At 61.4% G+C, this 13408-nt stretch carries 15 protein-coding genes and 1 pseudogene; 9 read left to right on the top strand and 7 right to left on the bottom strand.

Translation table 11 applies throughout. The features are described 5' to 3' along the window. Nucleotides 1–83: 83 nt before the first annotated feature. Together WDS16_RS22460 and ggh are read right to left on the bottom strand one after the other, a co-directional pair. Nucleotides 84–779 carry a glycoside hydrolase family 25 protein gene (locus WDS16_RS22460; protein ID WP_338893571.1) on the bottom strand — a complete coding sequence of 232 codons (696 nt, stop codon included), beginning with the start codon at nt 777–779 and terminating at the stop codon, nt 84–86. A 310-nt stretch (nt 780–1089) separates the two neighbouring features. Next, nucleotides 1090–2427 carry a glucosylglycerate hydrolase gene (ggh, locus tag WDS16_RS22455; protein WP_338887842.1) on the bottom strand — a complete coding sequence of 446 codons (1338 nt, stop codon included), beginning with the start codon at nt 2425–2427 and terminating at the stop codon, nt 1090–1092. Nucleotides 2428–2564: 137 nt separating this feature from the next. Between ggh and WDS16_RS22450 the strand changes: the two genes are divergently transcribed. The 4 genes from WDS16_RS22450 to WDS16_RS22435 are packed head-to-tail and all read left to right on the top strand — an operon-like array spanning nt 2565 to nt 4751. Beyond that, entirely contained in the window at nt 2565–3089 is a 525-nt protein-coding gene (locus WDS16_RS22450) for a DinB family protein (protein ID WP_338887840.1), read from the top strand. Nucleotides 3090–3098: 9 nt separating this feature from the next. Then, nucleotides 3099–3773, top strand: coding sequence for an SDR family oxidoreductase (locus WDS16_RS22445; RefSeq protein WP_338887839.1), 675 nt, complete (start codon nt 3099–3101; stop codon nt 3771–3773). Nucleotides 3774–3803: 30 nt separating this feature from the next. Beyond that, a complete protein-coding gene (locus WDS16_RS22440; protein WP_338887837.1) occupies nt 3804–4304 on the top strand; it encodes an N-acetyltransferase in 501 nt (166 codons plus the stop codon). 21 nt (nt 4305–4325) lie between these two features. Continuing rightward, complete coding sequence (locus tag WDS16_RS22435) at nt 4326–4751, top strand: pyridoxamine 5'-phosphate oxidase family protein (protein WP_338887836.1); 426 nt, start codon at nt 4326–4328, stop codon at nt 4749–4751. Between the two features lie 18 nt (nt 4752–4769). On the opposite strand, the gene WDS16_RS22430 is transcribed toward WDS16_RS22435, so the two are convergent. Both WDS16_RS22430 and WDS16_RS22425 read right to left on the bottom strand, forming a co-directional pair. After that, nucleotides 4770–5198, bottom strand: coding sequence for a hypothetical protein (locus tag WDS16_RS22430; protein ID WP_338887834.1), 429 nt, complete (start codon nt 5196–5198; stop codon nt 4770–4772). After that, nucleotides 5191–6039 (bottom strand): hypothetical protein, encoded by an 849-nt coding sequence (locus WDS16_RS22425; RefSeq protein ID WP_338887833.1) that lies wholly within the window; start codon nt 6037–6039, stop codon nt 5191–5193. Before WDS16_RS22425 ends, WDS16_RS22430 begins: the two co-directional genes overlap by 8 nt. Before the next feature lie 491 nt (nt 6040–6530). Between WDS16_RS22425 and WDS16_RS22420 the strand changes: the two genes are divergently transcribed. Next, nucleotides 6531–7751 (top strand): ISL3 family transposase, encoded by a 1221-nt coding sequence (locus tag WDS16_RS22420; protein ID WP_422395698.1) that lies wholly within the window; start codon nt 6531–6533, stop codon nt 7749–7751. 33 nt (nt 7752–7784) lie between these two features. Next, nucleotides 7785–8528: a phage Gp37/Gp68 family protein gene (locus WDS16_RS22415; RefSeq protein WP_338887831.1), complete on the top strand. Its 744-nt coding sequence runs from the start codon at nt 7785–7787 to the stop codon at nt 8526–8528. Here WDS16_RS22415 and tcmP read toward each other — a convergent pair whose 3' ends face one another. The 3 genes and pseudogenes from tcmP to WDS16_RS22400 form a co-directional block, all read right to left on the bottom strand. Further along, nucleotides 8529–9500 (bottom strand): three-Cys-motif partner protein TcmP, encoded by a 972-nt coding sequence (gene tcmP / locus WDS16_RS22410; RefSeq protein ID WP_338887830.1) that lies wholly within the window; start codon nt 9498–9500, stop codon nt 8529–8531. 133 nt (nt 9501–9633) lie between these two features. Beyond that, nucleotides 9634–10047, bottom strand: coding sequence for a hypothetical protein (locus WDS16_RS22405; RefSeq protein WP_338887828.1), 414 nt, complete (start codon nt 10045–10047; stop codon nt 9634–9636). Between the two features lie 88 nt (nt 10048–10135). Next, nucleotides 10136–10522 (bottom strand): annotated as a pseudogene (locus tag WDS16_RS22400) (RNase H family protein); the annotation flags it as partial. A gap of 173 nt (nt 10523–10695) precedes the next feature. On the opposite strand from WDS16_RS22400, the gene WDS16_RS22395 reads away from it, so the two are divergent. From WDS16_RS22395 to WDS16_RS22385, 3 genes are read left to right on the top strand one after another with little or no spacing between them, the layout of a single operon-like run. Then, entirely contained in the window at nt 10696–11166 is a 471-nt protein-coding gene (locus WDS16_RS22395; RefSeq protein ID WP_338887827.1) for a hypothetical protein, read from the top strand. A gap of 20 nt (nt 11167–11186) precedes the next feature. Continuing rightward, nucleotides 11187–12383 (top strand): hypothetical protein, encoded by a 1197-nt coding sequence (locus tag WDS16_RS22390; RefSeq protein ID WP_338887825.1) that lies wholly within the window; start codon nt 11187–11189, stop codon nt 12381–12383. Continuing rightward, nucleotides 12373–13386: a hypothetical protein gene (locus tag WDS16_RS22385; RefSeq protein ID WP_338887823.1), complete on the top strand. Its 1014-nt coding sequence runs from the start codon at nt 12373–12375 to the stop codon at nt 13384–13386. The genes WDS16_RS22390 and WDS16_RS22385 overlap by 11 nt, the downstream gene beginning before the upstream one ends. Nucleotides 13387–13408 lie beyond the last annotated feature (22 nt).

The raw sequence follows: 13408 nt of genomic DNA, 5'->3' as shown, positions 1-13408 counted from the left end.
GGATTTTCAAGCTGGGGACTCCGTCCCCAGTGGCACGGTTAAGTGCATCAGAGTGCACTCAACCGTGCCACTGGGCCGGAGGCCTACCAGCGCGCGAGCCGCCTGATATCCCCGCCGGCCCCGCTGTAGTAGTTGATGTCGGTAGGGGCGTCGATGCCCGGGATCCGGCCGTTGTCGGTGTACTGCCAGAACAGCCACGTGGCCCATCCGCCCGGGAGTGGCCCGAGGGTGTCGTTGTAGTCCGCGATCCACAGCGGGTAGTGGTTGAACTCGTGGGTGTCGGCCATCGCTGTCCGCCAGAAGTTGGGGTATGTGTAGATGATCGGCTGACGTCCGGTGAGCGCCTGGACGGTGTTCAGGTACCTATGAGTCCAGTCGATCAATTGCTCCGGCGGCAGACCGTGCGAGTGTTCGAGGTCCAGCACGGGCGGAAGATCACCCGGACCATTGATTCCCAGTACGACGGTGGAGTAGAACGCGGCCTGCGCTTCCGGTGAAAGTCGGACGTCTGCATAGTGATACGCCCCGCGAGCCACACCGGCTACCCGCATGACGAGGCAATCCTGAACGAAGTACGGATTGATGTAGTCGAGCCCTTCGGTGGCCTTGACCATCGCGTAGTCGTGGCCCGCGCTGCGCACCTTGTGCCAGTCGATCTTGGTGCCGTCGATGTGTTGCCACGAAGACACATCTGGCCCCTGCGGGTTGGCCGACGCCATCGCCGGGAGCCCGGTTACGAGTACGCCGGCGAGGAGGAACGTGATGAGAACGCGTTTCATTGCCACCGGCCTGACGGTAGGTAGCCAGGGGCGACCCGTAAATGGTGAGTCTTCACAGGATTTGCGCGCGGGCGTTCGGCCGGTGGGCCCTTCGGACCAGTGGCACGAAAGAGCGCCCCGGACGGGCTGTTGCAAAATCAAATCCAAGCCTGAGAATCACGACTGTTGGCCAATCGACGGAGAGTGATTTGATCCCTCGAACCACTCTCCGTCGATCTGAGAGCGTTAGTTCGCGGTCCTCAGAACCGGTTGGCTTCAAAAAGCAACAGCCCGCGGAGTGCACTTAACCGTGCCACTGGGGCCGAAGGCCTCAGCCCAGCCAGTCGAGAACCGCAGCCGCCGTCCAGGATTGCTGCATGCTTCCGAGCGGTTCACCCGTGAACGGTTCGTAGTACTCGGCAAAGCTTCCGTCGCTCGCTTGGCGCAGACCTTCCTCGCGCAGGTTCAGCGATCGTTCCGCCCAGCCGCGCCGCGAGAACGCCCACGAGAACAACCACGTGATGACTGGCCAGACCGGTCCGCGCCAGTATTCGCGAGGCTTGAAGTCCCGCGACACCGGTGAGGTCGACGGTGGGACCGCGTATCGCAGATCTGGATGTCCGCAGAATCTGGTCCCCTCGAACAACCGAAGCAGTGTCCGTTCCTGCTCGCGAGCCAACCCCCCGCACAACAGTGGTGCGAACATGGCGATGGTGTCGGTCGTGATCCATCGGCCCGCTCGGAGGTCGTAGTCTCGTGCAGCGCCGGAGCGTGCATCCGTCGTCGCGATGACGCCCTTGCGGAACTTGTCGGCCCAGCCGCGGAGTTCGCGGACGTCGGAGTTCGGTTTGGAATGCTCCTCGCCGATCGTGGCCAGCACGTCGCATGCCATCGCGAAGATCGCGCTGACGAACACGTCCTCCACCGCGAAGCTCATCTTCTCGGCGAGGGCGGCGTCGTCGTATCCCGCTTGTTTCATTTCCTCGACCAGCCAGATGTAGCGGTCGTACTCGAGATTGGTCGGCCGCTGCGAGGCGTCGGTGATGACGGCATCGTCCTTGCGCACGTACGCCGGCATCGCACCGGCCACGACGCCTCGGTACGAGGCATCCCAGCGCGGGGAGTTGTCCATGCCGGACTCCCAGCCGTGGAACAGCGTGACCCGTCCGTTGCCGGCGATGTCACGTGCCTCGGCGAGCCAGCGGTGCCATCGGACCAGGCTGTCCCAACGCCGATCGAGAAACTCCTCGGCCACGGCACGCGTTGTCCTGCCGTGCCGTCGCGAATGATCGAGTATGCGCTGCACGGCAATGGCGTGGACCGGCGGCTGCGTGATGCCCGAGGTCTGCACACCCAACGGCGCGTGCACCGCCAATTCGGTCGTCTCCCACCTAGCCGGACCGGGAAAGTAGCCGTCCACACCGTTGGCGAACACGATGTGCGGGATCATCCCGTTCTTCCACTGCGCAGAGAGCAAAGTGTCGAGTTCGACGACGGCACGCTCGACGCTCAGCGGTGCCAGACCGACCGATACGAACGCGGCATCCCAGCTCCACATATGCGGGTACAACCGCGGCGCGGCGCTCGTCATCGTGCCGAGGTCGTTGCCGCGCAGTAGGTAAGCAGCCCGCGCAGCCAGCTGTGTCGAGGTGAATCCACGGTCGCCCATGCGTCTAGTTTGCGACCGTTCGCGGCTTTCCGCCTATCGAGGGTTCACAGTTGACCCAGAATTGATCTTTATCGAGGACCGAAGTTGTCCGCAATCGTCCTTAGAGTCGGTTCGACACCGACGAAAGGGACCTCGAGATGACACTCACCGGTGAGAAGGCCGACATTCTTCGAATGCTCGCCGAACAGCGCAAGAACTTCCTCATCACCGTCCAGGGCATCACGGACGAGCAAGCGCGGAAGCGAACCACGGTCAGCGAGCTGACTCTCGGCGGTCTGCTGAGCCACGTCGTAGGCAACGAGCGCGGCTGGATGAAGGTCATCGCGGACATGGACGAGACCGCCGAGTTCGACATGTCCGCCATGGCCGAGGAGTACGTCCTCAGCGACGGCTCTACAGTCGCGGGACTCGTCGAGGAGTACGCGCGCGTTGCCGAGGCAACCGAGGCGGCGGTGGCCGAGATGGATCTCGACGTCCAGGTCCCGCTTCCGACTGCGCCGTGGGCTCCGGAGCGCGCATGGCAGTCGGCGCGATTCACGCTGCTGCACATCCTCCGCGAAGTGTCCCAGCACGCCGGGCATGCCGACATCATCCGCGAGGCCCTCGACGGCGGGAACACGACGAGGCAGATGGCGATCGATGCCGGAATGACCATCGGTTAACTTGGCCGTATGACTTCAACGGCTTTGGTGACGGGTGCCAGCCGAGGCCTCGGTGCGGCGATTGCGCGTCGACTGGCACCCGATCATCATCTCTACCTGGGCGGACGGTCGTCGCAGTCGCTGGCCTCGATTACCGCGGAACTCGAAGATTCGACGCCGTGGCCGGTCGATCTGACCGATCACGACGCCGTCGCCACTGCTGCCCGCGGCATCGATTCTCTGGACGTACTCGTTCACAATGCAGGCGTGGCGGCGCTCGGCACGATAGAGGAGTCTTCGATCGACGACTGGCGAGCACAGTACGAAGGCAACGTTCTCGCTGTCGTGTCGTTGACGAAGGAATTACTACCCGCTCTACGACGGGTAGGCGGGCACGTAGTGCTTATCAATTCCGGTGCCGGTCTGCGGGTCAATCCAGGCTGGGGTGCGTACGCGGCGTCCAAGTTCGCGTTGCGGGCGTTCGGCGACGCCTTGCGCCAGGAGGAGCCGTCACTGCGCGTCACGTCCGTTCACCCCGGGCGGATCGATACCGACATGCAGCGAGCCATCGTCGAGCACGAGGGCGACGTCTACGACGGGTCGATGTTCCTGCAAGCCGATACGGTCGCTCTGGCCGTCCGCAGTGCCATCGACACTCCCGCTGATGCGCACCCGACGGAGATCGTGCTGAAGCCCCGAAAATGAGGACTGAGACCGAAGTCGGAGAATGGTCGAGTGCTGCTCCGTCGTGAACTTCCCGCAGACCGACCCGCTGTTCTTCGGGTGATTCACGACGCGTTCGCCACGGACGACACCGTTCCGATCGAAGTCGGACTGACCGAAAAACTCTTCGACGACGGGTATATCCCGGAGCTGTCACTCGTCGCGCTCGACGGCGATCTGATCGCGGGGTACGTCATCGGGTCCCGGGGTTTCGTCGGCGACATCGGAGCTGTTGGCATCGGACCGCTTGCCGTTCTGCCCGAGTACCAGGGTCGGGGCGTCGGGACGGCGTTGATGTTCGCCTTGGTGGGTGCGGCCGAGGCGGTGCACGAGCGACTGCTCGTCCTGCTCGGCGAGCCGGACTACTACGGCCGGTTCGGATTCCGGGCCGGGTCGCAGGTGGGCGTCGAGTCTCCCAACCCGGGGTGGGGTACGTACTTCCAAGCCCTCCAACTCTCCGACGGCCCGGTGAACGGCACATTTCGATACGCGAAACCCTTCGACGAGCTGTAGGAGACGACCTAGGCTGGCTGTATGCCACTGTCGAAGTCGGAGCGTGAAGAGTTTCTGTCCGAGCCACACATTGCGGCCCTGTCGGTGTTCGCCGGTACCGATCGAGGCCCGCTGACGGTACCGGTGTGGTACCAGTACGCACCGGGCGGTGAAGCCTGGGTGCTGACGGGCAAGAACTCCAAGAAAGCCGAGTTGATACGCGCTGCAGGCCGTTTCAGCCTGATGGTCGAGCAGGTCCAGCCGTCGATCAAGTACGTAGCGGTCGACGGCCCGATCAGTCGGGAGGAGCCGGGCACCCCGGAGCACCTACGGGAAGTGGCCGAGCGGTATCTCCCAGCCGCGAAGGTCGACGGCTACATCCAGTTCGCCAGCGCTGATCACGGGGAACAGACAGTGTTCTTCCTCCAGACCGAGCATTGGCTGTCCTCAGATTTGGGCGCGATCTAGCCCGGCACCGAGGGTTGCTCAGATCTCCCAGACATGGTTCGGATCGTCGAGGGCGTTCCGGATCTGGCTCAGGTCACCGGCATTCGCGAGCGGCGATGATTTCGCGATGTCGACGATACTGTCGAGAACGGCGCTGACGACTTCGCTGTTCCCCTGGTCCAACGCTCTGTCCAGGTTGGCGAAGAGTTGGTCGAACGTCGCGCGACGCTCCGTGAACGACTTCTCGAAGTAGTCCTTCAACACGGTCTCGGCCGTCTTGATCTTGGCCAACTCGACCGAAGCGTACGTCTCGATCCGTCGTTGCTTGGTGTTCTCCGTCGCGTGGATCGTGATGCATTCGCGGGCAGCGTCGACCAACTGATTCAAGGCGGCGAACCCGTCGAGCGCGGATACTGTTTTCTTACCAGACCCAAGAACTTCACCCTCGTACACCTTGCGCTCAGCCATTGTTCTTCTCTTTCGTCATCGTCCGGTACTTCACGGTCACAGCTGAACTCTCGTCCGACAGTTCACCATCGCTGTCGAGAATCGTGGCCGTAGCTACTTCACTGACTGCCTTCACGAACAAGTGCGCTTGCTGGAAACGCGGTGCATGCTCGACGGGCAGAAACGGCTCGAACTCGAGGAGGTCGAGGGCGTCTGTTGCTTGCGCGACCAGAGATTTCAGGATCGACCGCAACTCGTCGACACGGTCCTCGACGGCGTCGAGGATCACCGCAGTAGCGTCCAGTTCCGCAACCGCGACGTCGACTTCTGCCTGCTTGGCTGCCGCCTGTGTCAGCGCTTTTCGGCCCTGCCCGCTGGAGACGAGCCCTCCCAGCAGCAGCGCAGGACCAATGGTCACGAAATTCAGCACCAAACCCCCGAGTGCGACACCACCACCACCGGCGGACAGTGCGCCACCGCCAAGCCATGCCATCGTGGCGCTCTGCGCTGCGGCGCCCGACAGACCCGAAATGGCGGCACCGGTGCTGGCAGAACCAACGGCTGTCGCGACAGTCACCGCTGCAACATTGGCACCACCACTCAGCGCCGCTGACGTGACCACTCCACCGATCCAGGTCAAGGAGTCGACATTCACACCGCCCGGATCTATCACCCGTTCGGCTCCGGCCTCCAAGCCGTCGACCAAGAGCCGTTCGTTGTCCTTGACTTGCCTGGCGTGCCGGCGGAGAAAATCTACGAAACGTACGACGGTGGTAGTGAGCGCGGTTTCCTGCTCCAGTCGCCATTTCTCGAGCAGGTCGTTCGTCTCGGCGACCGCTTGCTCGCTCGCTTCCCGGCGCAAACCTGTAATAGAGGTGAGAGCCTTTGATGCGATCGTTCGCCCGCTTCAAGTCGAGCGCGCCCTTACCGCCGAGCGCCAAACCACTCCCACCCGTCAACGCACCCACCGCGATGACTGCGACGGGTATCAGCGGTAACACCATAAGGACTCCTTCGGACGTTTCGGACATTGTGGCATCACACGCCGACAGATCGTGCCCGGGCAACGCATGTGGTGACTTCGCACTAGTACGGGTCGTACTATGCATCCACCCCGCCGGACTGCTTCTTCATCAGAAACTCGCGGGCGTGCACCTGAGATGGTTAGATGGACTTGATCGAACGTACATGGCGCTCCTGAGGTTTGTGTGGGCGCCATTTCTGCTGTTCAGGGTGGGTTGTGTTGTTGGACGCAGTGTTCGGCGAGTTGCCGGTGAGATGAGGGACGCGCACGTGCTGGGCCTCTAGATTTCGGGGTTCCTACACCAACCTCAACCCGGAGGGCCGCTACACGTGCGCGTCAGTACTGCATTTAACCGTCTGCTTCAGATTCCCGGTGCATCGGTATCGGATGTGTCGATCACAGATAGCTCCGTCGAGGTCGTGTTGCGGCGTCGTGCGCGGCGGTCGAAGTGTCCGTGCGGGTACACCACTGCCGCATCGTACGACCAGGCGCCCAGACGGTGGCGGCATCTCGATTTCGGTCGCCACAAGGTGTGGCTGGTCTACTCGATCCACCGAATAGAGTGCCCGACCTGCGGCGTTCGAACCGAGGACGTGCCGTGGGCAAGGCCGAGAGCACGACACACGCGGGACTTCGAAGACACAGTGCTGTGGCTGGTGACGCGTACCGATCGCACCTCGGTCTCGACGTTGATGCGCTGTGCGTGGCGTACGGTCACCTCCATCGTCACGCGGGCGGTCGATGCGTTGATCGATTCGCGTCGGCTCGACAGGCTGTATCGGATCGGTGTCGACGAAATCTGCTATCGGCATCCGCACAAGTACCTCACCATCGTCGGCGATCACGACACCGGCAAGGTCGTGTACATCGCCGAGGGCCGAGGGCGTGAGTCGTTTTCGGAATTTTTCGAGCAACAGTCCGCCCGGGAACGAGGCGCGGTGCAGGTGGTGTCGATGGACGGGTCTCCGGCTTTCCGGGCCGCCGCCGAACATCACGTCCCGCGCGCCCGCCAATGCATGGATCCCTTTCATGTCATGCAGTGGGTCAACCGTGCTCTGGACCGAGTGTTCTCCGATGCGGCGTCGGTTCGTCGTACGTTGACGATGCAGGCGCCCCAATGGCGCAAGGCTCGAACAGCGTTGCGGCTGGGTAAGAATCGGCTGACCAAGACTCACAAGTCGCTGCTGCGAACGGTCATCAATGCCGACACCGAAGTCGGGACTGCGTGGCGTTTGAAGGAACAGTTCCGCGATCTCTACCGCAAGGTCGCGCCCTCCAATGCCGTGCGTTACTTGCGGCGTTGGATCGAGGAAGCGCGGTCCTGCGGGATCATCGCGTTCGTACAACTGGCCCGCATGATCGAGAAGAAAGCGGAGGCGATCTGTGCGGCAATCGAGCTAGGGATCTCGAATGCTCTCATCGAGGGAATCAACTCGAAGATCAGGCTGATCAACGCCCGTGGTTACGGTCATCATTCCGCTGAATCACTCAAGGCGATGATCTACCTGAACCTCGGTGGAATCGAGGTCAAACTCCCCACACAAACGTAAGGAGGGGCACGTACATTCGATCTAGGAGGTGTGGTGGCGGACAAATCGTCGATCGAGTGGACCGAGGCAACGTGGAATCCCGTCACAGGCTGCGATCGGGTGTCTTCGGGTTGCGATAACTGCTACGCGTTGACTCTGTCGAAACGCCTCAAGGCAATGGGCGCCGAGAAATATCAGAACGACGGCGATCCTCGAACATCCGGCCCTGGATTCGGAGTCACCACGCACCAGGGAGCCCTAGATCAGCCTCGCCGGTGGCGTGCGCCCCGCGTCGTGTTCGTCAACTCCATGAGCGACTTGTTCCACGCGAAAGTGCCCATTGCGTTCGTAAAAGACGTGTTCGACGTCATGCGCGAGACGCCTCAGCACACTTATCAGATCCTGACGAAGCGTTCACTTCGGCTGTCACGCATGGCGGAAAAGTTGGACTGGCCAACGAATGTCTGGATGGGTGTATCGGTTGAAGATGCGTCAGCGCTGGAACGCGTAGACCATCTGCGGACCGTGCCGGCTGCCGTGAGGTTCCTTTCGTGCGAACCCCTCATCGGACCACTCGACGGAATCGATCTGCACGACATCGGCTGGGTCATCGCGGGTGGCGAGTCCGGGGCCAATTACCGTGTCATGGACATCAACTGGGCTCGGGGCATACGTGACGACTGCCGCGACGCAGGAGTTCCCTTCTTCTTCAAACAATGGGGCGGCCGCACTCCGAAGCAACTCGGTCGCGAACTTGACGGCAGGCTCTGGGACGAAATGCCCCGCCGCGCTGTTTAGTCACCACCAAGGACGGGTCGACGGATCCCAGTGGGATTCGGGTTGCCACAGAATTTCACCGCTTACCTTCGGTTCGGAAGGCTCCAGTTCGAACAAGCCCTCCTGTCCAGACTTCTCAATTCGCTCTTCCTTGGCACGGAGGACCGCCTGTTCCATCATTCCGGGCTCGCGCTGTGCGGCCTTCTTATAGAGGTGCCGCATGATGTTGTCGCCTGCGTGGTGGTCCGTCGCGAACACCATGTCGTAGATCTCGGTCCTGTTCGGCATAAGCATCGGAATCCGGTGGGTGTAGCTGTAACCGAGGTGCTCGGCTAGCCGGTAGCGAATCAAATTGACCATCTCGGCTCGATACTCCTTCGGAGTGATCAAACGTCGTTCCTTGGCGCGTTGTATACGAAGCCAGTCGTCGGTGCCGTACAACTGCGTAACGCGTTTGCGCACCATAGCGTTATTCGTTCCTCGCGTTCCCCGTGCAATCATGACCGGGGACATCAGGATCCATTGCTTTGCTTTCGTCCCGTAAGACTTGAATTCGGCCAGTTTCTGCAACGTGGTCCAGTGAACCTCCGCCGCTTGCTGGTCGATGAAGGCAAACGTCGGCGCTTTGGAAAGACTCTTGTAGCGCGACAAAGTCACACCGATTGTGTCATTGCAATCACCGGGTACAACCTCGAACGTTGCGCGCGGGAAACGGGCTCGCAAGTCCGCCTCGAGCTGGTCCGCGTTCTGTGGCAACTCGCAAAAGATGTTCCGGGTGAAGCCCGGGCTCGTCTCCAGCGCCCGCCGAGGCGAGCCTGCAATCTCCTCCCCGGTCGATCGCGAAATGTTCTGCGCCCGTCCCGCCATGAGGTCGATGTAGATACGTTCATGTGATTTCTTCGCAGCGACGTTGAAAGCAGGCAGATACTCGCTGAGTATCTGAAGCTTGTTCTCCGTCCAGTACGACCACTCTCGCGGCGTGTTCCTCGACATCCGACCCCACCCCTATCAGTTGACGATGTTCCCCTCCTGGAATGTATCCAGTAGGTCCGACATCCGTACCCGGATGTCAGTTACAACGAACGGCAGAACGTCCACCCCTCGAAGACGTTCTGCCAGAGTTCTCCTACAGTCCCGCCGAACCGGTCCAGGGCATCGGCAGAGGCGCGGGGAGCGGTGCAGGCGCTGGGGCCGCCTTCGGAGCGGGTGCGGGGGCCTTCAACGTCCAGGTGCCGCAGTAGTCCGGGATGAACGCGACATCGGTCGACTTGATCGTGACTACGGCCTGACCGGATTCGGGGCTCACGAAGTCGTTCGCGATGATCGAGTCGAAATCGCCGTAGAAGCTGGATGCGCGTTCCCAGTAGCAGCCGTACTCATCCGTTGATCCGGCCGAGACGTAGGTGCCCGGAGCGATGTCGCTTCCCACTGCCCATGTGCCGTTTCCGAATGAGGTGGCAGGTGCAGCCGACGCAACGCCGGCACCGAGCAACGTAGCTCCCGCGAAGACGGCAGCGGAAATAAAGGACTTCGTGAACATGGTCGAGCCTTTCGGGTGAAGTACTCCGGCCCGGTTGGGCCGAAGGTGCAGGAACGAGGACGCTCCTACGCAGGCTGGACAGCGATCTTCATCTGTCCCATAATGCTTCGATTGATCTGGTCTTCGACGGACTGACCCGGGCTTCCTTGTTGCGCCGGGCGGCGACTGCGAGTCGATCGGCGATCTCGTTGAGTTCGTGTCCCGCGTGACTACGAACCCAGCTGTAACGAACGCCGCGTCCCGCGGTTCTGCGCTCGATCACGTCGACGATTTCGACGATTTGGCTGGTCCGCTTGTCGAGCAACCTGGCCCTGGGCATGGTCAGGCTCGCAAGAGCCGGCTTGCTGTCGGTCAATACATGCAGCCGACGCTCTGGAAAGGTCTTGACGGCCAGGGCTATTGCGAGAAGCTCACCTGCAAGGACAGTTGCGACATCCGAGTAGGCCTTGCTCGCGAAGCCGCCCTCTGCGCTGACGCATGCGACACCGACTCCCCGTCGAGATAGTTTGCTTGGAAGCCGGGGTGTTTTTGTCCCGGCGTTCGCGCGTCACATTGCGCGACCCGGTGCTGTCGCGCTATCCAATCGTTGAGGACGACCTGGATCTGCGGCGTGGTGACGGTGTCAGCAGCGACTGTACGGACGGCTACATGATCAGCCGAAGACCCGGCCGCATAGCCGACGACAGCCTCGATTGGTTCCGACTACATGCAGGGATGGACACATCCGATGGGATCAAGTGCTCACACAAATATGTCGACCCGGCATACATTCCCGACGCCGGTACCGAGCCGCGAACTCAGGAACTGCACGCCGAGGGCCAGACTTGGTATCAGTACTGGAGCGACGGCAACGGTTCGCGCATAGATCGCCTTCTCCGTGCATCAGATCCTGAGGACACCTCCACCGCTGAGACCTACCATCACACTCATGGTTGGATCCGATCCGACGACGCTCCGGGCACGCTCATGCGGGCGCGAATATTCGGCGACTGGGATCGGATAACGGAGGACGAAGCCATGCGTGCGATCAAGATAGAGCATCGTCCTGAGACTTGGCATCAGAACAAGTCCTACCGACGCGACGCGGTCTCTCGCTGCTGTTCGGACATCCGTCGATAGTCCCGGAGGGACGTCAGCGGTTGCTCACCCGCGTCATCCGCATACGTCGGAACCGCGAGTCCCGCCTACTGATGTGCGCGAACCACATCTTGCAACGTCAGTTGCTTGCTTACGAAACTTACAGTAAGTATTGTAAGCGCATGGGAGTGAGCGCACGGCCGCTGTTGGACAACGCGGTAGACACAGAGCTGTTCGTCGGTCGGTCAGATGAAGTGATCGCGATTTGGTCAGCACTGAACTCCGGCCTCAACGTGTTGGTGACAGGGGATCGAGGGATCGGGCGTACGTCGCTCATGAGGTTCGTCCAACTGGATAGTCGCGATCCCCGGTCGGGTACGCGCCGTGAAGGTGACTTTCCTATGTTCTTCGTGCGCGTCGAAGGGGTCGCAGACGGCGCTCATTTGTTGCGGCGAATCGTGGAGGTGGTCACCGGTGAACCTCACGCCAAGGAATCGACGATCGACTCCGACGCTCTACTGTCACGCTTAGCCGACTTTCGACAGGACCTGATCGACCGGACCGTCGAACGGTGGAGACGCGAAAACGACGACGACTCCATCACGGGCGACCGTCTACTCCCTGTCATCATTGTGGACGACGTCACCGCTTCGGCCGGGCACGCGCTGTTCGGCCGGTACCGAGACGAAGTGTGGGAAACAGGATTCCTGTGGCTGGTCGCCGTGCGATCGAACGACGTCGGAGGTCTGTTGACCCCGCCCGCTGACACGTTCTTCGAGAAGCAAATTCAGCTCGGGCCTCTAACCACAAAGGAGAGAGTCGACCTTGTCGATCGCCGAGGCGGCCGCGAGATGTCCCCCATCAGCGAAACCTTGGCCGAAACTGTCGGTGGCAATCCGCGAGACCTCGTCGCTGCGCTCAGGAGCACGTTCGAGAACCCAGATGCCATCGAGCAAAACGTGAACGCGCTCAGTTTCAGAGACACGCTCATTTTTTCACTGGGACGGTCCGCCTCGATGCTCGCGGCGGAACTGAAAGTGCGGGGTGCAGTCAGTGCGTCAGACAGCGAACTTCTTGCATCCCTGGGGTGGACGCGACCTAGAGCTGTGCAAGTTTTCAAGCAGCTCGACGACGCCGGGCTCGTAGTCAGCCGTGAAGTTTCCAGCGGACAAGGGCGCCCACGACGAATGTTCGAACTAACCCCTGCGAGTGAAATACTCAAACGGCGAGCGGAGTCGAAGAATTCTCATGACGAGTGATCTCCTCCGCAAACTCCACGCGTCACGAGCGTTCGATCCGACGCCGTCCCGATCGCAGATGGCCGAATTGCATGTACCGTTCGATCTTCTCTTGGGATCAACCGACTACGAATCCCGGTTCCGCCAGGCGGTGATGCGAGGTGACCGAATCGCGTTGATCGGAGCCAGTGGCGCCGGAAAATCGTCGACCACCGAGTTCGTACTCAATGGAACCAACGTCGGAAGCATCGCACCCCTGCGCATCCGCATGGGGATGCAAACCGATGCGATAGTCGCCGAACCGTCGACGTTCCCCAGCCTCCTCGTCAGCTCGATCGCCCGCCAACTCGACCGCGACAAGAAAGTCCGCAAAGCCGATCAGCTCGTCCGAGGTGGCACACACAAACGCCCTGTCACCCTCAGCCTTGGGGGTGGGATCAGCTGGCTCACGGGCGAATTGGCGCTCGAACTTGGCAGCGTCGTCACCGAACCACTGACCGGCGAGGACGTCGTCGAACAAGCGATCAAAGTCCTCAACCTGATCCGCCGACGCGGACTGGAACCGACACTAGTCTTCGACGACACCGACCAGTGGATCCGACGGCCAGGCATCGGGACCGACCCAGAACCTCGGATAGCGGCATTCTTCGGTCCCACACTGCGAATGATCGCCGATCGCCTGCCCGCAGCGAGTGTGATTGCCGTCCACACGGACTACGTGCAGAGCCCTCACTTCGACCAAGCGCACGACTTCCTGGACACGCGTATTACTTTGCCGAACCTGGATCGGTCACTGGTCGGAAAACTAGTCACACGCCGGGCTCGGAACGCCTGCGACGTAAGAGATCTTCGAACGGATCAGTTCATTCGGCGAAACGCGCTCGACCGCCTCTTCGACCTGTATCTCGAGAGAAACAGCGTCCGCCGAATGCTCAGAAACCTGAACGACGCACTTGTCCGCGCATGCGATGACGGTGCGAGTGCCGTGGAAACGGCGCATGTCGTGGCTGCAATCGCAGGGTGATGGCAACCCTGCTTTGCTAGCG

The sequence above is a fragment of the Rhodococcus sovatensis genome, assembly GCF_037327425.1.
GTDB classification, from domain to species: domain Bacteria; phylum Actinomycetota; class Actinomycetes; order Mycobacteriales; family Mycobacteriaceae; genus Rhodococcoides; species Rhodococcoides sovatense.
This window is presented reverse-complemented; position numbering and strand designations above follow the sequence as displayed.